General features: G+C 73.7%; 13 protein-coding genes. 10 read left to right on the plus strand and 3 right to left on the minus strand.

Annotated elements, in window-relative coordinates; all coding sequences use genetic code 11:
* Positions 1-261: 261 nt before the first annotated feature.
* The 7 genes from WME82_RS14385 (at position 262) to WME82_RS14415 (ending at position 7,108) form a co-directional block, all read left to right on the plus strand.
* On the plus strand, positions 262-1,707 hold the full coding sequence (locus tag WME82_RS14385; protein WP_438044890.1) for a sigma-54-dependent transcriptional regulator: 1,446 nt from the start codon (positions 262-264) through the stop codon (positions 1,705-1,707).
* Positions 1,708-1,711: 4 nt separating this feature from the next.
* Positions 1,712-3,004 carry a formylglycine-generating enzyme family protein gene (locus tag WME82_RS14390; RefSeq protein WP_437916038.1) on the plus strand — a complete coding sequence of 431 codons (1,293 nt, stop codon included), beginning with the start codon at positions 1,712-1,714 and terminating at the stop codon, positions 3,002-3,004.
* Between the two features lie 194 nt (positions 3,005-3,198).
* Positions 3,199-3,939: a hypothetical protein gene (locus tag WME82_RS14395; RefSeq protein WP_438043299.1), complete on the plus strand. Its 741-nt coding sequence runs from the start codon at positions 3,199-3,201 to the stop codon at positions 3,937-3,939.
* Positions 3,936-5,225 (plus strand): ABC transporter ATP-binding protein, encoded by a 1,290-nt coding sequence (locus WME82_RS14400; RefSeq protein WP_438043300.1) that lies wholly within the window; start codon positions 3,936-3,938, stop codon positions 5,223-5,225. Before WME82_RS14395 ends, WME82_RS14400 begins: the two co-directional genes overlap by 4 nt.
* On the plus strand, positions 5,215-5,979 hold the full coding sequence (locus WME82_RS14405; protein WP_438043301.1) for a hypothetical protein: 765 nt from the start codon (positions 5,215-5,217) through the stop codon (positions 5,977-5,979). Before WME82_RS14400 ends, WME82_RS14405 begins: the two co-directional genes overlap by 11 nt.
* 125 nt (positions 5,980-6,104) lie before the next feature.
* The gene (locus WME82_RS14410; protein ID WP_272103474.1) at positions 6,105-6,524 is read left to right on the plus strand and encodes a hypothetical protein; all 420 of its coding nucleotides are present in this window, start codon (positions 6,105-6,107) and stop codon (positions 6,522-6,524) included.
* A 41-nt stretch (positions 6,525-6,565) separates the two neighbouring features.
* Positions 6,566-7,108 carry a hypothetical protein gene (locus WME82_RS14415; protein ID WP_437746007.1) on the plus strand — a complete coding sequence of 181 codons (543 nt, stop codon included), beginning with the start codon at positions 6,566-6,568 and terminating at the stop codon, positions 7,106-7,108.
* Here the strand turns inward: WME82_RS14415 and WME82_RS14420 are convergent.
* From WME82_RS14420 to smpB, 3 genes are all read right to left on the minus strand, one after another.
* A complete protein-coding gene (locus tag WME82_RS14420) occupies positions 7,086-8,540 on the minus strand; it encodes a DUF362 domain-containing protein (protein WP_438043302.1) in 1,455 nt (484 codons plus the stop codon). The two genes, WME82_RS14415 and WME82_RS14420, sit on opposite strands and share 23 nt — an antisense overlap.
* Before the next feature lie 191 nt (positions 8,541-8,731).
* Positions 8,732-9,034 (minus strand): hypothetical protein, encoded by a 303-nt coding sequence (locus tag WME82_RS14425; protein WP_437746009.1) that lies wholly within the window; start codon positions 9,032-9,034, stop codon positions 8,732-8,734.
* Complete coding sequence (smpB, locus tag WME82_RS14430; protein ID WP_437535436.1) at positions 9,031-9,555, minus strand: SsrA-binding protein SmpB; 525 nt, start codon at positions 9,553-9,555, stop codon at positions 9,031-9,033. Before smpB ends, WME82_RS14425 begins: the two co-directional genes overlap by 4 nt.
* Before the next feature lie 189 nt (positions 9,556-9,744).
* Between smpB and WME82_RS14435 the strand changes: the two genes are divergently transcribed.
* The 3 genes from WME82_RS14435 to uvrA all read left to right on the plus strand — a co-directional run bounded on the left by WME82_RS14435 (position 9,745) and on the right by uvrA (position 17,432).
* Positions 9,745-10,155 carry a hypothetical protein gene (locus WME82_RS14435; protein ID WP_438043303.1) on the plus strand — a complete coding sequence of 137 codons (411 nt, stop codon included), beginning with the start codon at positions 9,745-9,747 and terminating at the stop codon, positions 10,153-10,155.
* A 40-nt stretch (positions 10,156-10,195) separates the two neighbouring features.
* Positions 10,196-11,839 (plus strand): collagen-like protein, encoded by a 1,644-nt coding sequence (locus tag WME82_RS14440; RefSeq protein WP_438043304.1) that lies wholly within the window; start codon positions 10,196-10,198, stop codon positions 11,837-11,839.
* A gap of 250 nt (positions 11,840-12,089) precedes the next feature.
* Positions 12,090-17,432, plus strand: a complete 5,343-nt coding sequence (gene uvrA, locus WME82_RS14445) for an excinuclease ABC subunit UvrA (protein ID WP_438043305.1) — start codon at positions 12,090-12,092, stop codon at positions 17,430-17,432.
* Positions 17,433-17,460 lie beyond the last annotated feature (28 nt).

Raw genomic sequence — 17,460 nt, forward strand, 5'->3', positions numbered from 1 at the left:
GCAGCGAGAAAAAGGAATAGTTGCGGACCTCGGGGCAATGCGTTCGGCCTGCCGACCGGCGTGGCGAGCGCCGAGCGAAGCGGCGGCCAGGGGAACGGGACGGGAGCGCCGAGCGAAGCGACGGCCGGGGGACGGCATGGGAGGGCGGCCGCGGGAGCGGGACGGGAACGCCGCCCGCGCGGCGCGAGGGCGGCCGACCGGAGCGTCGAGAGACGGTCCCGGCGCTTGCTTGGTTTCCGGTTCTGCTAGTCTCGCCCGGTGATGCTCCCCGAAAAGAAGCAGATCCTCGTCGTGGATGACGAGGCGAACCTCCGGCGAGTCCTCAGCGCCCAGCTCGGCCGGGATGGCTACGAGGTCCACACCGCGGAAGACGGCGAGGAGGGGCTCGCGTTCCTGAAGGAGCACCACATCGATCTGGTCATCACCGATCTCCGGATGCCCAAGGTCGACGGCATGGACCTGCTCCGCGCCGCGCTCCGCGACGACCCGTCGCGGCCTGTGGTGCTGCTCACGGCGCACGGGACCGTCGACAACGCCGTCGAGGCGCTCAAGACGGGCGCGTTCGACTACATCACGAAGCCGTTCGATCAGAACGAGGTGCGCGTCGTCGTGAAGAAGGCCCTCCGCACCCGCGATCTCGCGAGCGCGGACGCGACGCGGGACGTCTCGGCGGCGCAGCCCCGGGGGGGCTCCGACCGGTTCGGCATCATCGGCGAGAGCCCGCCCATCCAGGAGCTCTACGCGATCCTCGAGCGGGTCGCCGACACGCCGACCACGGTGCTCATCAGCGGCGAGAGCGGCACCGGGAAGGAGCTCGTCGCGCGGGCGCTGCACGAGAACTCCGGCCGTCGCGACCGGCCGTTCATCAAGGTCAACTGCGCGGCCATCCCGAAGGACCTCATGGAGTCGGAGCTCTTCGGCTACGAGCGCGGGGCCTTCACCGGCGCGGTCGCCTCCAAGCCGGGGCGCTTCGAGCTCGCCTCCGGCGGGACGCTCTTCCTCGACGAGATCGGCGAGATCCCGAACGAGATGCAGGTGAAGCTCCTGCGCGTCCTGCAGGAGAGCGAGTTCGAGCGGGTCGGGGGCATCAAGACCATCCACGTCGACGTCCGGCTCGTCGCCGCCACCAACCGCGACCTCAAGCGGGAGATCGCGGCGGGCACGTTCCGGGAAGACCTCTTCTATCGGCTCAACGTCGTCCCGATCGCGCTCCCCGCGCTGCGCGACCGGAGGAGCGACATCCCTCACCTCTGCACCCACTTCGTCGCGAAGTTCAACGCGCGCCTCAAGAAGAGCATCGAGAGCATCGAGCCCGAGGCGCTCGAGCGCCTGGCCTCGCACGCCTGGCCGGGGAACATCCGCGAGCTCGAGAACGTCGTCGAGCGGGCGCTGCTCTTCGCCGACGGCGCGCGCATCCGCCTCGACGACCTGCCGGAGGAGATCCGCGGCGGCGCCACGTCGGCGGCCGGCGCGTCGCTGCCGCTCGTGGCCGCCGCCGCGGACACCTCCGCCGCGCCGTCGACGCCCGACGGCCTCAAGGAGCAGGTGAAGGCGGCGATGAGCAAGCTCGAGCGCGACCTCATCGAGCGCGCCCTCAAGCAGACGCACGGCAACGTCACCCACGCCGCGCGGCTCCTCAAGATCTCGCGCAAGGGGCTCCAGCTCAAGATGAAGGAGCTGAACCTCCGCGAGCGCGACGCCGAGTGAGCCTGTGGGCCTCGGCGAGCAGCGCTCCGTCCGCGCGCCGGGGGGGAAGGCCCTCGCCGCCGCCGCCTCGCTCGCAGGCCTCCTCGCGGCCGCTCCCGGCTGCGATCGCGGCGGCGCCTCGCCGGGCACGGACGCCGATCTCGACGCCGCCCCGCCCTGGGACGTGAGCCAGACCGAGCCGGAGCCGCGCCCCGGCATGGCGTGGATCCCGAAGGGCGTGCTCATCGCGGGCACGCCGCCGGACCGGCTGCCGCGCATCGCCGACGAGGAGATGGCGGGCGCGCAGGTCGTGATGCACGGCTTCTACATCGACACCTTCTCGTACCCCAACGAGGTCGGCGCGATCCCGACCACGAACATCGCGCAGGACGAGGCGCGCGCGCTGTGCGAGGCGCAGGGCAAGCGCCTCTGCACGGAGCTCGAGATCGAGCGGGCCTGCAAGGGGCCGGACAACACCACGTACGAGTACGGCGACACGTACAAGGCGCCGGTCTGCGCGACCGGGCAGAGCCGGGTCCTGACGCCCAACGGGGTGAACGCCGGGTGCGTGAGCGCGTTCGGGGTGCACGATCTCCATGGCGGCGTATGGACGTGGACCTCGAGCCAGTGGCAGCGGGACAGCGGCAAGTCGGGGCTCGTCACGCTGCGCGGAGGCAACGGGCCGACGGGCGAGCTCGTGGGGCGATGCGCCCACGGTCGCGGCGCCAAGCCGGACACGCGCCGCCCCGAGGTCGGCGTCCGCTGCTGTGCCGGCGAGGTGAACAGCTTCGAGGTGGTGCTCGAGGTGACGCGCGATCGCCCGCTCCGGCTGGAGCCGCTCGTCGACGCGCGCGCGGCGGCGCAGCTCGCGGCGCTCGCGCCGGAGGAGGTGCGCAACGCGTCCCGGGCCGGGTCGGCCGAGGGGGCGTTCAGCGTGGAGCGCATGTGGACCTGGCACCCCCGGGGCAACGAGGAGCTCGTGCTCGGCGGCGGCTGCGCGCGGCCGGCCGGCGTGAACGGGGCGCCGCGCGGCCGCGGCAAGCGCGCGAAGCGGGCGCGCCCGGGCGACGGGACGACGTGCGGGCTCCTCATCGGCCGGATGCGCATGAGCGCGCCGGCGCTGCTCGCGTTCGTCCCGTCGGATCTCTGGGAGCCCACGATCGGCGAGACGGACTCGCCGCGCGAGCTCTTCCTGTACGGCGGCGATGCGCTGGGCGCCTTCCGCCGTCGAATCACCTACGAGTGGGGCAAGATCGGCGTCGCCGACAAGGAGCGCAAGCGCAAGCACAAGGGCCGCCGCGGGCTCTCGTACGACTGAGTCCCCTCGGCGTCGCGACGAGCGCGCAGGGGCTCGCGGTCGCGACGCCGTCGTAACGGGTGGCGCTGGCGCGCGGCGGCACCACATTCCGGCGGCGCGCTCCGGTCCGCGGCACATTCGCCTTGCGCCCGGGCGCCTGGAAGGGCAGCGCTAGCAGCGCGCGTCGCCGCCGCGCCGTCCGCACGCTCCCACCGATGACCCGCCCGCACGACCCCGAACCGCGCGACGCGCCGAGCAAGCGTCCGGACGATCCGGTACGGCGGCGCGCGGCCGCGCGGCGCTCGCTGCGCGCAGCCGTCGCGCTCGGCTGCGCGCGGCTCCGCGGCGCGCGCGGCGGGCGGCTCGGCCTCGCCATGGCGGCGCTCATCTCGCTGGGGTGCGGCGTCATGGCGCTCGTGCTCCGGCTGGACGACGGGACGACCTCGCTGGAGGCGCTGCTCGGGTCCGCGGCGCGCGGGCTCGCGTGGGCGGCCGCCGGCCCCATCGCCCTCGCCGCGGCGCACGATCGCCCGGGGGCCGACCGCCGCGACGGCATCGAGGCGCTCGCCGCCGCGCGGGGGATCTCGCGGGCCTCGCTCCATGGCGTGCGCAGCCTCGCCGCGATGCTCGAGGTCGCGCGCGTCGTCGCGCTCCCGCTGGCCGCGCTCTCGGTGCTCGCGTCGCTCCTCTCCGGCTCGCTGCTGCTCGGCCTCCAGCACCTCGCGTACGGCGCCGCGCTCGCCCTGTTCGGCGTGGTCTCCGGTGTGACGCTCGGCGGCCTCGCCGCGGCGAGCGGCCGCGTCGCCGGGGCGCGAGGACGCGCCCTGTTCCTGGTGCTGACCCTCGTCCCCTGGGGGCTCGCCGATCTCGCCGGCGACTCGAGGTGGTCGATCCCGGGAGCGCTCGGCGCGTTCCTCTCCTTCGCGGCCCGCTCGGCGGGAGGCCCTGCAGGATGAGCCCGAACGCTCCTGTCGTGGTGCTCGAGGGCGTGCGCGCGCGCGACGGCGCCGGCGAAGAGGGGCGCCCTCGGGGGGGCCTCTCGGGCCTGTCCTTGGCGCTCGGCCCGGGCGTGCACGCGGTGCTCGGCGCCCCGGAGGACGGGACGCTCGCCCTCGCGGAGGTGCTCGCAGGGCGCGCAGCCCCCCTCGCCGGCCGCGTCCTCGTGGCGGGGCGCGACCCGCGCCGGAGCGCGGCGACGCGGGCGCGGATCGGCGTCCTCGCCGCCACCCCGGAGCTGCCCGACGGCGCGTCGGTGGCGTCGTGCATGTCGGTCGCGCTCCGGGCCCGCGGCGCGCCCGCGAGCGGCGCCGCGGCGCTCCTCGAGCCGCTCGGCGTCGCGCCGCTCCTCGCCCGCCGCGCGGCCTCGCTGAGCTTCTCCGAGGCCCGGGCGGTCGAGCTGTCGCTCGCCCTCGGGGTGCCGCGGCCGCTCCTGCTCTGCCTCGTCGAGCCGTTCGCCGACGTCGCCGTGCCGTCTCCGGAGCCGGTCCGAGAGCGCCTGCGCGCCCTCGCTGCAGCTGGCGCCTGCGTCGTGCTCGTCACGTCCTCGACCGTCGACGCGAGCGCCCTGGCCGACCGCATCCACGTGCTCGATCGCGGCGTCATCGCGCGAACCGAGCCTGGCGCCGGCGACCACCTCGCCGCTGCCCCGGGCGCGGACCCGCCGGGCGCGGGGCGGCCCGAGGTCGAGATCCACGTGCTCGTCCATGAGCGGGCGCCCGACGCGCCCGGCGCTCGCGCGCTCGCCGCGGCGCTCGCGAGCGCTCCCGCCGTGCGCGCGGGCGCGTGGGAGCAGGGGCCGGCGGAGGCGTCGTCGACGCTGCGGATCCGGGCCGCGGACAGGGAGGCGGCCGCGCTCGCGATCCTGGATGCGGCCGCGAGGGAGGACGTCACGCTCCTCGCGATCTCCTCGCCGCCCCCGTCGATGCACGACGTGCGGGCGGCGACCGCGCTGCACCTGGCCGCCGTTCGCTCGCGCCGGCCCTTCGGCGCACCCGCGATCGAGGGCGCCGCCCCGCTGCCGGGCGCGCCCGAGGGGCCGTTTGCGGTGGCGGCGTTCGACGCACCGACGCCGCTCGGCCTGGCAGCGCCGCTCAGCCGGCCGTCGGACGGTCCGTCCGCGCCCGCTGGTGAGCCGCTGTCGGCGCACGGCGATGCCGCTGCCGGCGGACGGATCGGGGCCGACCCGCCGGGGGCCGACGGTTCGCCGCGCGCCACGGAGACAGGACGCCACGATGGTGGGTGAGAGCGCATCGAGCGCCGCAGCGCGGCCGCTTCCTCCAGCGGAAGGGGGGGTCGAGCGGGGCGGGCGCGCGCTGACGGGCGTCCGCCTCGGGATGGAGATGACCCTGAGCCGCCTCCGCGCGCGGCGTCCGCTGCTGGCGTTGGGGCTCGGCGCCGCGCTCGCGGTCGCGGCCGCGGTCATCGAGATCGCGTTCGGGCCTTCCGGGGCCGTGGACCGGGCGCTGCTCTCCACGTTCCGCCTCGCCACGCCGCTCACGATCTTCGCCCTCGCCGCCGACGCCGCCGATCGCACCACGCTGCGCGACGCGGCCTGGCCGGCGGCCCGCTTCGGCGCCTCGTCCCACCATGTCGCGCTCGGCATCGCCCTGTCCACGGCCCTCGCTTCCGCCATCGTGGGAGCGCTGCTCGCCGTCGTCGTCGTCGCCGCCGCCCATGGTCCCGGCGCTGCGCCATTCGTCCGAGACATGCTCGTCAGTGGGTGGATCGGCGCGCTCACCGGAGCCGCCTACGCTGGCTGGTTCTCGCTCGGTGCGACCTTTCTCCGGCGCGGCCTCGGCCGCTTCGTGCCGCTCGCTGCCGATCTCCTGCTCGGTGGCTCGGCCGGGGTGATCGGCGCACTGTTGCCCCGGGGCAACGCCGTCAACCTCCTCGGCGGTCCGCCGCCGCTCGGGCTCGGGCAGCCCGCGAGCGCCGCCCTGCTCGCGTCGAGCGCCCTTGTCCTCGCGCTCGTCGCGGCGGCTCGCTGCAGGGAGTAGCGCGCGGGCCGGGGCCGCGGCGGCTCGGCTCGCCTTGCCCCGACCGGCTGCTTGACGACCACCGCGATGGCGTGAGCGGCGCAAGAGGGATGGCTTCATCCGCTCGTTCACGTACTCTTCAGGGAATGACTCAGGAGCACGGGGACGACGAGGCCACCAAGGCGGTCAACGCGCCTCGATCGGTCCTGCTCGTCGGCTCGTCCGAGGCGCTGGCGGCGCGCTGCAGGGGGATGTGCCTGCGGGCTCGCGTCATGCTCATCGTCGAGAGCGACCTGGCGGCGCTGACGAACACGGCCGTGGAGCGGAAGCCGCTCGCGCTCCTGTTCCCCGACGACATCTACGCCTTCGACAGCGCGGAGTTCGACGCCCTGGCGCGCGACATCCAGGCCGCGGTGGTGACCCTCGAGCCAGGCGTCACGGACGAGGTCATCGAGGCGCGGCTCGCGGAGGCGCTGCTCCGAGCCGAGCTCCTCCGGCAGCCCGAGCCGTCGTCGAGCCGTTACGTGCTCGTGCCCGACGGTCCCCGCCGCTCCAAGCGTCGCTGACCGGCGCGCCCTTGCATGATGATGAAAAGGAGCTCCATCCGATGAGCGAGCTGCACCTCGATCCGAACGCGTCCCGCCTGACGATCCACACCCGAGCCGTAGGGATGCTCGCGCGCCTGGCGCACGACCTCGAGATCACGGCGTCCGAGCTGCGCGGTCGGGCGCGGCTCGACGGCGAGTCATGGAGCGCCGAGCTCGAGGTCCCCGTGGCCAAGCTCTCCGTCGCGGGGGTCCTGCGCGGCGATCGCGTCGATCCCGACGCGCTCTCCGCGGGAGATCGCGGCGACATCGAGCGGCGCCTGCGCGGCGAGGTGCTCGCGGGGACCGAGATCGTGGCGGTGCGCGCCTCGGGGGCCACGCGTGACCGCGCCGAGGTGCGCGTCCAGATCGCCTCGGGGAGCGCCTCGCTGGTGGCGCGGCTCTCCTCGCGCGATCGCGGCGACGGCGCGATCGGGGTGACGGGAACCTGTCAGCTGTCGATGGCTGCGCTCGGCGTGCGCGAGGTCAAGGGGCCGCTCGGCGCCTTCAAGGTGCGGGACGAGCTCGACGTCCTCTTCGATCTCACTCTGCGTCCGGCGGGCTAGGCGGCTCGGACGGGAGCTCGGGCGCCGCGTCGCCGCGCGAGCAGGCGCCGTGGACCTGGTAGGGCTTGCCGGCGAGCCGCTTCGCGAGTGAAGCCCCGCGCCAGGCGACGTACGCCTTGTTGAAGTCGAGCAGCTGGTCGGGGGCGAAGTAGGGGTTCTTCGTCTTGCCGAGCGTGACCAGCGTGAGCACCTGCTCCGCCACGCTCACGGGGCAGCCCTCGAGCCGGAGGGTGGTCTCGTTCCGGGCCATCGCGAGCTTGGTCGTCACCTTCACCATCTTCGCGAGGACGTCGTCGTGCTTCGCGGTGTAGGGGTCCCGCGCGCTCCGCTCCCGGTACAGGCTCTCGATGCTGACCAGCTGATCGCCGATCTTCCCTTTGTACGTCGCGCAGTCGCCGATGAAGATCACCTTCTCGCCCGGCTTCGCGTCGATGGGGCCCTCGTAGGCGCCGAACACGACGTGCATCCGCGGCATCTTCGCGTCGCACTCCTTGTCGTACTCGCGCAGGATCTCGATCGCCTCCTCGATGGCCCCTGGACAGCCGCCCCAGCAGTAATCGGTGTGCTCGGGCTCGGGCGGCGAGCCCGCGTAGGCCGTGATGTTCGTGCCCTCGAAGTACTTCTCGACGCGGACGAGGCCCACCTTGAACCCCTTGGCCTTGTGCTTCGCCTCGTCGAGCGTCACGTCCCCCGTGATCTCGATCTCGCCGAGGTCCATCGGGCCGAAGCCGCGCTCCGACGCCAGGCGGATGTGCTCGACGCTCCTCGGATCGACGCCGATGATCTGGCAGCAGACCGAGTCGAACGCGACCTGGTTGTTCCCCATGATGATGAGGCCCAGGTCGAACGGCGAGGGCGTGAGCATCCGCCCCTCGCCCGCGGTGATGGCGTCGATCGCGATGAACTGCGGCTGCACGATGTACTGCAGATCGGCGACCTTCTCGTTCAGCCGGTGATCGTGATCGATGAGCCTGTGCCGATCGTCCTGGATCCCGATGTAGTTCTTCATCGAGAAGGTCACGGTGGTCCAGGGATGCGACTTGAACTTGGGGCAGTTCACGAAGAAGTCGGCCTTCGCGACGGGCTCCGGCGTGAACACGTAGTCGCGCAGCCGGCCCTCGTGCGTGAGCGGGATCTCGACCTGCTGCTCTTCCTCGAAGTGGTAGTGCTTGACCCCGGTCCGGCGGAACATCGGGTAGTAGCCGGCGCTCTCGTACGTCATGCGGGTCGGGAGCGTGATGCCGCACCGCTCCCCGACGGCGAGCTCTCTCACGCGCCCGTCGTCGCGATCCTTGAGCGCGCCGATCACCCCCTCGACGAACTCGGGCCGCGTGTACGCGTGCGGAAAATGCGTTCCCGACGCGACGACGTTGGGCTTGATGAGCGTCCGGCCGTGCGGGCGCAGCGAGAGCTCTTCGAGGCCGCTGCGCACGATGCTGCGGATCTTCGCAACGTCATACGTCGAGCAGCGGCGCAGAATTACACGAGGGCGCGACGTAATTTTCATAGAAAGCCAGCGTATGGGGCGCGCTGAGCCATCGCAACACTCGCCGCCGGACGAGCCGCGCCGCGCTACCGCTGCAGAACAGCCTGGGCGTTCGCTGCTGGACGGATCGTCGTGGCTCAGCCCGTACGTTCGCCGCCGACGAGCCGCGCCAGCTCGGCGCGGACCTCGCGCGTCGCATCGATGAGCCGGCCTTCGAGCTCGTAGGTGCGCTCACCGGGCGCCGCGTCGTTGGGCTCGGTGGGTGTGCGCAGGCGGCACCGGGCGACCTTCACCCGGATCGCCGTCCCCGTCGCTTGCAGCGAGCCCTCCACGCGCGCTCCGGGCGCCGAGGAGGCGGTCGAGTGGAGCCGCACGCGATCGCCGTCGATCTCGACGAGCTCTGCCTCGCCGCCTTTGGACCAGGTGAGGTGCGACGTCATTCCGGCCTCCGCAGGCCGGCGCTCCGCCCGCGGGCGGCGCCGCCGCGGGCTCGCTCGATCGCCGCGCGGGCTTCGCGGGCGGCGTCCTTCTCTTTCAGGCTCTCGCGCTTGTCGACGGTCTTCTTCCCCTTCGCGAGGGCGATCTCGGCCTTCACGCGGCCGTTCTTGAAATAGAGGCGCGTCGCGATCACCGTCATGCCCTCCCGCTCCACGCTCTTGCGGATCGTCTCGATCTCGCTCTCGTGCAGCAGCAGCTTGCGCGGGCGCTTCGCCTCGTGCCCGAAGGCCGCGCCGGACATCACGGGGATGTTGACCCCTTTCAGGAACACCTCTCCGTTCTCGATGGCGCACCAGCTGTCGGTGAGCTCGGCCGCGCCGTCGCGGAGCATCTTCACCTCGCTGCCGAGCAGCACCAACCCTGCCTCGAACCGATCGTCGAGGGTGTAGTCGAACGTCGCGCGCTTGTTGCGCACGATGAGCTTCTCCCCCTCTCGCTCCTTCTCTTTGCCAGCGCGGCTCACGCGGCCGCATAGCGCGCGCGCCGCCGCCTGTCCACACCGCTTCACAGGGCGGCGCCTGCGCCGGCGCTGCTGCTGCGCGCCGCTCGCGCGGCGCGCCCCGCTGCAGTGGCGGCGTCCTCGCTTGACGCCGATCGCCGCCGCTCGTCCAATGGTCCTTTCGCACGACCTGCCGTCGGCCTGGAGGACTCAGTGAATCGCGGACTGCGCTTTTCGGCCTGGCTCGGGGCGATGGTGGTGAGCTCTGCGCTGCTCCCCGCGTGCAGCTGCAGCTGCGGCGTCGCCACGGACTCCGGCACGGTGGACGGCGATGGGGGGTGGGGCGGCGGCGGGCAGGGCGGCGATGGGCACGCCGGCGGCGGGCACGGCGGCGATGCGCACGGCGGCGGCGGCGGGCAGGGCGGCGATGGGCACGGCGGGGGCGCGCCGACTCCCAGGCGCGTCGGGGCGACCGAGACGGTGACGGCTGGCGAGGTCGCGAGGAGCTCGCGCTACCGCATGGTGTTCACGCTCGGGCAGCCGACGCAGAACCAGGGGACGTCGACCTCACCCAAGGTGCGGATGCGAGGAGGGCTCATCGGAGCCGACGGGAGCTTGCCATGACGAGGAGCTGGCGATGAGGACATCGATGATCGCGCGATGCATGACGGCATCCGCCCTGGCGGCGGGCGCGGTCGTGCTCGCGGGGACCGCGGCTGCGGCGGTCCCGGCGACCGTCACCCATCAAGGCCGGCTCTACGACGAGCGCGATGTGCCCATCAGCGCGACGCTCGATGTCGTGTTCGCCCTTTACGACGAGCGCGACGCTTCGACGCCCCTGTGGAGCGAGGTCCATTCGATCACGTTCGAGGACGGCTTCTTCTCGGTGCGCCTCGGCTCGATCGTCCCGTTCGAGCAGGCGATCTTCGACGGCGCCGAGCGGTACCTCGGCATCACCGTGGGCGACGATGTCGAGCTGGAGCCGCGCGCGACGGTCGCGAGCGTGCCGTACGCGCTCCTCGCCGGCAATGTGAACGGCGACATCACGCCGACCTCGGTCACGGTGAACACCACGAGCGGCAACACGCTGGTGCTCGGCGAGCGTGGGGTCATCGTGAACGGCGTCCTCGTGATCGACGAGAACGGCGAGTGGGTCGGCTCGCCGACGGGACTTCAGGGCCCACAGGGGCTGCCTGGACCGATCGGTCCGGCCGGTGCGACCGGGCCGGAGGGGAGGGTCGGTGCGACTGGGCCTGCGGGCGCTGCTGGTCCGACAGGGCCGGCCGGGCCGATCGGAGCGATCGGGCCGACGGGCGCCGCAGGCCCCACCGGGCCCACGGGGCCGGAAGGCGTGGCTGGACCTAGGGGGCCGGAGGGCCCGGCAGGGCCCGCTGGCGCGGCAGGGCCCATGGGGCCAGAAGGCCCGGTGGGCGCAATCGGACCGGAGGGCCCGATGGGACCAGACGGTTCGATGGGCCCGACGGGACCAGAGGGCCCGACGGGCGCGACCGGACCGGAGGGCCCGATGGGCCCGAGGGGGCCAGAAGGCCCGGTGGGCGCGATCGGACCGGAGGGCCCGATGGGCCCGAGGGGACCAGAAGGCCCGGTGGGCGCGATCGGTCCGGAGGGCCCGATGGGGCCGAGGGGACCAGAAGGCCCGGTGGGCGCGATCGGTCCGGAGGGCCCGATGGGCCCGAGGGGACCAGAAGGCCCGGTGGGCGCGATCGGTCCGGAGGGCCCGATGGGGCCGCTCGGGCCAGAGGGGCCGGTCGGTCCCATGGGACCAGTGGGCCCTACCGGTCCGCAGGGGCCAGTGGGCCCTACCGGTCCGCAGGGGCCACGCGGGTTTACCGGCCCCGCTGGTCCGACCGGGCCCCAAGGGGTCGTGCTGACGTTGACGGTCCAGGGCGTCGGGCCGCACGCCGCGCTGCCGGTCGGGAGGCCTGTCGACTTTTTCGGGCCGACAGCGTTGGTGGCGGTCTCGTCGACGAGCCAGTCGATCTATGCGACCGCGCATCGGTACCTGGGCACGGACGGCTCGCCTGCGGACAGCCTCAAGCTCTACATGTGCTACCAGCGGGTTCGTTCCGGGCCGTCTGGCACGGTGCTCGACGACGTCCAGGCGGTCGGCCTCGGGATGGCCGGCGGCCGGGTCCCCGCGGATACCCGTGTCCCCTTCGGGCTCAGCGCCGTCATCACCAATCTCACCGCGGGCACCTACAACATCGGGATGTGCGGCCAGACCTTGAGCCCGAACTGGACAAGCAACGATTACGGCTACCTCTCGATCCTCCTCGTCAACGGCTAGCCGCCGCGCCTGCCGGGCGCGCCCGCCGCGCTCGGCTTGCCGGGTCGCCCGAGCGTCGTGCGCACCCCTCGCCACGGACCGTGATAATTCGACGACGCGGAACGCAATGCCGCAGCACGCTGGGTCGGCACGCCGCCCACGTACGATCGTTCGCGACGATGGGCTGAAAGGGGGCTAAACACTCGCGGTTTTCACGCGGCCGTGTCCACTCCGGACGGCGTCCCCGCGGGTTCACCCTACCGCGCGTCCTATGCACTCGATCTGTCTCCGCGGCGCCCGCACGCACAACCTCCAGGGCATCGACCTCGATTTCCGGCCCGGCGAGCTCGTGGCCATCGCTGGCGTCTCGGGCGCTGGCAAATCGTCGCTCGCGCTCGACACGCTCTATTCGGAGGGACAGCGCCGGTTCGTCGAGAGCTTCAGCCCGTACGCTCGCCAGTTCCTCGAGCGGCTCGAGCGGCCGCCGATCGACGCGCTCGAGCCGGTGGCGGCCGGCGTAGCCGTCGATCGACGCGCGCCGGTCAAGAGCTCGCGGTCGACCGTCGCCACGATGGCCGACCTGGAGCCGTATTTCTGCGCGCTCTTCGCGCGCGAGGCGGTGCCTGTCTGCCCGTCCTGCGAGGCGCCGGCCGCGCGGACCGACCCGGCGCGCGCGGCCGACCTCGCCGCGAGCGCGCACGAGGGGGCGACCGCGCTCGTCACGTACCCGATCGCGGTCGCTGGAACCGAGCGGTTCCTCGACGTGCGCGAGTCGCTGCTCGCCGCCGGCTACCGGCGCCTCCTCGTCCGCGGCGAGGCGCGCGACATCGACACCGTGGCGCCGTCCGAGGCGATGAGCGGCGCGGACAAGGTCGAGGTCATCGTCGATCGCGTCCGGGTCGCCCCCCGGGAGCGCCGGCGCCTCGGCGCCGCCATCGAGGAGGCGTGGAAGGGCAGCGGGGGCGATGCCTCGCTCCACCTGCAGCGCAAGGCCGATGAGCAGGGCGGCCAGGGGGCGGGGCCCACGCGGCTCCGGCTCGTGCGCGGGCTCGCCTGCCCCTCGTGCGCGCGCGCCTTCGATCCGCCGCGCCCCGGGCTGTTCTCGTACCAGTCCCCCACCGGCGCGTGCCCCTCGTGCCGCGGCTTCGGCCGCACCCTCGGCATCGACTACGATAAGGTGATCCCGGACCCCTCGAAGTCGATCGCAGGCGGCGCGATCCGGCCCTGGAACGGCCGCTCGACGACGTGGGAGCGGAAGCTGCTCCGCGCGTTCTGTGAGCGGAAAGGCATCCGCACCGACAAGCCGTGGCGCGACCTCTCCGACGCGCAGCGCGCGCTCGTGCTCGAGGGGGAGGGCTCGTGGACCCAGGGGAAGTACCCCGGCGTGAAGGCCTGGTTCCGCTGGCTCGAGACGCGCACCTACAAGATGCACGTCCGCGTGCTGCTCGCGCGTTACCGCACCTACGACGTGTGCGGCGCGTGCAACGGCAAGCGGCTCGCCCCCGAGTCGCTCCTCTACCGCGTCGGCGGCCTGGATCTCGCCGCGTGGCACGAGCTCGAGCTCCGCGACGCCCGCGCGCGCCTCGAGGCCGAGCGCCCCCAGACAGGCCAGGGGGAGATGGCGCGCCGCGAGCTCATCGCGCGGCTCGGGTACCTCGAGCGGGTCGGGCTGGGCTACCTCTCGCTCGCCCGCCAGGCGCGCACGCTCTCGGGCGGCGAGGCGCAGCGCGTCGCGCTCACCGCGGCGCTCGGCACGTCGCTGACGGGCGCGCTCTTCGTGCTCGACGAGCCGACGGTCGGCCTGCACCCGACGGACATCCCGCCGCTCATCGCGGCCATGCGCGAGCTCGCCGATCGCGGCAACGCCGTGCTCGTCATCGAGCACGAGCCCCTCGTCATCCGGGCGAGCGATCGCGTCGTCGAGCTGGGCCCCGGCGCGGGCAAGCAGGGCGGGCGCGTCACCTTCGACGGCCCGCCCGACGGGCTCGCCGCGCGCGGCCCGCTCGCGTCGGCGCGCGCGGAGCGCCGGACGCCGAGCGGGAAGATCGCGATCCACGGCGCGCGCGAGAACAACCTCCGCGACGTCACGGTCGACGTGCCGCTCGGCGTCGTCGTGGCGATCACGGGGCCGAGCGGCTCGGGCAAGAGCACGCTGGTGAACGACGTGCTCTACCGGCACATCGCGAGGGCGCGCGGCTACAAGGACGTCGAGGCGCCCGGCCTGTACAGGCGCATCGAGGGCACGGCCGACATCCGCACCGTCACGCTCGTCGACCAGGCGCCGCTGGGGCGCACCTCGCGGGGCAACCCCGCGACCTACACCGGCGCATGGAACCGCATCCGCGCGCTCTTCGCCGAGCAGCCGGAGGCGTCGGCGCGGGATCTCGGGCCCGGCCACTTCTCGTTCAACGTCGCGCTCGGGCGCTGCGAGGCGTGCGCGGGCGAGGGGAGCGAGACGATCGAGATGCAGTTCCTCGCCGACGTGTCGCTGACCTGCCCGACCTGCAAGGGCAAGCGGTTCCGCGACGAGGTGCTCGAGGTGAAGCTCGACGGCCGCTCGGTCGCCGACGTGCTCGACCTCTCGATCGACGAGGCGTTCGAGGTCTTCGTGGGGCAGCCCGCGATCCGGCGGGCGCTCGCGCCGCTCAAGCAGCTCGGCCTCGGCTATCTCACGCTGGGGCAGCCGCTCTCGACGCTCTCCGGCGGTGAGGCGCAGCGGCTGAAGATCGCGCGCGCGCTCGGCGAGCCCTGCGCGGGCGCGATCTTCCTCCTCGACGAGCCGAGCGCCGGCCTGCACCCCGCGGAGGTGACGCACCTCAACGCCGCGCTCTCCGTGCTCGTGGCCGAGGGCGCCTCCGTGATCGTCGTCGATCACGACCTCGACGTCATCGCCGCGGCGGATTGGGTCGTCGATCTCGGCCCGGGCGCGGGCAGCGAGGGCGGGAGCGTCGTCGCGGAGGGGACGCCCGAGGAGGTGGCCCGGACGGCGACGCGGACCGGCGTCTCGCTGGCCGAGTGGTTCGCGCAGCGGGGCGACGGCGGCGCTCGGCGCCCGCGGCGCGGTGCGGCAGCGGCGCCTGCCGCCCTGAAGCCCGGCAAGCGCGGCGGCGGCGCGCGCGCGTCGCTCGACCGCGGGCGGATCGAGGTCGAGGGCGCCCGCGAGCACAACCTCGCCGAGGTCTCGACCGTGATCCCGCACGGCGAGATCGTCGTCATCACCGGCCCGAGCGGCTCTGGCAAGAGCACGCTCGCGTTCGACGTGGTCTTCGCCGAGGGCCAGCGGCGCTTCCTCGAGACGCTGACCCCCTACGCGCGCCAGTTCCTCCCCACGCTGCCGCGGCCGGACGTCGATCGCGTCACCGGCGTCCCCCCCTCGATCGCGCTCGAGCAGCGCACCACGCGCTCCGGCGCCAACTCGACCGTCGCGACCGTGACCGAGATCGCGCACTACCTGCGGCTGCTCTACGCCAAGGTCGGCGAGGCGCGCTGCCCGGACTGCGACGTGCCGATCGAGGCGCGCTCGCCGGACGAGGTGTACCGCTCGCTCGTCTCGACGCGCGGCGCGCGGACGCTCCTCGCCCCCGCCGTCGTGGCGCGCAAGGGGACGTACCTCGACGTCTTCACCGCCGCCGCCCGGGCCGGCATCACCCGCGCGCTCGCCGACGGCGAGCCGTGCGCGACCGACAGCCCTCCCCGCCTCGACAAGCGCCGCGAGCACTCGATCGATCTCGTGATGTACGAGGGGCGCATGGACGGGCTGGATCGCGCCCTCTTCGATCGCGCCCTCGCGTTCGGGCGGGGGGCGGTCAAGCTCGTCGGCGGCCGCGGCGGTGAGCAGCTGCTCTCCACGACGCGCACCTGCCCGCGCTGCGGCGTCGGTGTCCCGGAGCTCGATCCCCGCTGGTTCTCTTTCAACACGAAGCAGGGCCGGTGTGAGTCATGCGAGGGGACGGGCGCCTCGGACTTCGACGACGACGCGCTCGCGACGCCGGACCCGTGCGAGGCCTGCGGCGGCTCGCGCCTCGCGCCGATCCCGCGGGCGGTCCGGCTCGCGGGAGAGCGTTACCACCAGGCGTCGGGCCGGTCGGTCGCGGCCGCGGCCGCGTGGGCGAGGGGGCTACAGTTCACGGGCGACCGCGCGCTGATCGCCGAGGCGCCGCACAAGGAGCTCTGCCGCCGGCTCGACTTCGTGTGCGAGGTGGGCCTCGGCTACCTCACGCTCGATCGGCGCGCGGCCACCCTCTCGGGCGGCGAGATGCAGCGCCTGCGGCTCGCGGCGCAGCTCGGCAGCGGCCTCACCGGGGCGCTGTACGTCCTCGACGAGCCGACCATCGGCCTACACCCGCGCGACACCGACCGGCTGCTCGGCAACCTCCGGAGGCTCGCCGGGATGGGGAGCACCGTGCTGATGGTGGAGCACGACGCCGACACGATCCGCGCGGCGGATCACCTGATCGACCTCGGCCCCTCGGGCGGGCGTAAAGGTGGCAGGATCGTCGCGGCGGGGCCGTCGCGCGCGGTGCTCGCGAACCCCGACTCGCCGACCGCCCGGGCGCTCGCCGGCGAGGATGCGCTGCTCAGCGCTCGCCCGGCGCGCCCTCCCGAGCGCGAGCACATCGAGCTCCTCGGCGCCCGCGCGCACAACCTCCAGGGGGACACGCTCCGGATCCCCGCGGGCCGGATGACGGTGGTCGCCGGCGTGTCCGGCTCGGGGAAGAGCACGCTGATCCAGAAGGTGCTCTACCCCGCCGCGCGCCGCGCGCTGAAGCTGGAGGCGCCCGAGCCGGGCCCGCACAAGGCGCTCCGGCTTCCGAAGAGCATCCTGCGGGCGGTGGCCGTCGATCAGTCGCCCATCGGGCGGACGCCGCGCTCGATCCCCGCGACGTTCCTGGGCGTCTGGGACGAGGTCCGCAAGCTCTACGCTGCCTGCCCCGACGCGCAGGTGCGCGGCTACGGCCCTGCGCGGTTCTCCTTCAACACGGCCTCCGGCGGGCGGTGCCCCGCGTGCGAGGGGCAGGGCGTCATCGCGCACGAGATGTCGTTCTTGCCGGACGTGACCACGCCGTGCGAGGCGTGCGGCGGCGCGCGCTTCGAGCCGGCGACGCTCGACGTGCGCTACCTCGGTCTGTCCGTCGGCGAGCTCCTGGACCTCACCGCGGAGGAGGCCGTCGAGGTCTTCGCGGCCCACCCGAAGATCCGCGCCCCGCTCTCGACGATGTGCGATCTCGGCGTCGGCTACCTCCACATCGGCCAGGGGTCGCACACGCTCTCGGGCGGCGAAGCCCAGCGGCTCAAGCTCGCGGCGGAGCTGACGGCCGGCGCGCGGCCGAAGCCCACGCTCTATGTGCTCGATGAGCCCACGACCGGCTTGCATCTGGCGGACGTGACGCGCCTGGTCCGCGTGCTCGATCGCCTCGTCGAGCGCGGCGACACGCTGGTGATCATCGAGCACCACCCGGCGGTCATCGCGTGCGCGGATCACGTGGTGGAGCTCGGCCCGGAGGGCGGCGCCGGCGGCGGGCGCATCGTGGCGGAGGGCACCCCGCGCGAGGTGGCGCGTCAGCCGACGGCGACGGGCGAGGTGCTGAAGCGGATCTTCGCGAAGGCTACGTGAGCGGGCGCGCCGCGCGAACCGGCGCGCT

The sequence above is a fragment of the Sorangium sp. So ce128 genome (assembly GCF_051525245.1).
GTDB classification, from domain to species: domain Bacteria; phylum Myxococcota_A; class Polyangia; order Polyangiales; family Polyangiaceae; genus Sorangium; species Sorangium cellulosum_B.

Excerpts from the sequence above, each read along its gene's own strand:
- WME82_RS14410 (WP_272103474.1), top strand. The coding sequence starts at position 6,105 with ATGACTCAGGAGCACGGGGACGACGAGGCCACCAAGGCGGTCAACGCG.
- WME82_RS14425 (WP_437746009.1), bottom strand. The coding sequence starts at position 9,034 with ATGACGTCGCACCTCACCTGGTCCAAAGGCGGCGAGGCAGAGCTCGTC.
- WME82_RS14395 (WP_438043299.1), top strand. The coding sequence starts at position 3,199 with ATGACCCGCCCGCACGACCCCGAACCGCGCGACGCGCCGAGCAAGCGT.
- WME82_RS14415 (WP_437746007.1), top strand. The coding sequence starts at position 6,566 with ATGAGCGAGCTGCACCTCGATCCGAACGCGTCCCGCCTGACGATCCAC.
- WME82_RS14400 (WP_438043300.1), top strand. The coding sequence starts at position 3,936 with ATGAGCCCGAACGCTCCTGTCGTGGTGCTCGAGGGCGTGCGCGCGCGC.
- uvrA (WP_438043305.1), top strand. The coding sequence starts at position 12,090 with ATGCACTCGATCTGTCTCCGCGGCGCCCGCACGCACAACCTCCAGGGC.
- WME82_RS14405 (WP_438043301.1), top strand. The coding sequence starts at position 5,215 with ATGGTGGGTGAGAGCGCATCGAGCGCCGCAGCGCGGCCGCTTCCTCCA.
- WME82_RS14440 (WP_438043304.1), top strand. The coding sequence starts at position 10,196 with ATGACGGCATCCGCCCTGGCGGCGGGCGCGGTCGTGCTCGCGGGGACC.
- WME82_RS14385 (WP_438044890.1), top strand. The coding sequence starts at position 262 with ATGCTCCCCGAAAAGAAGCAGATCCTCGTCGTGGATGACGAGGCGAAC.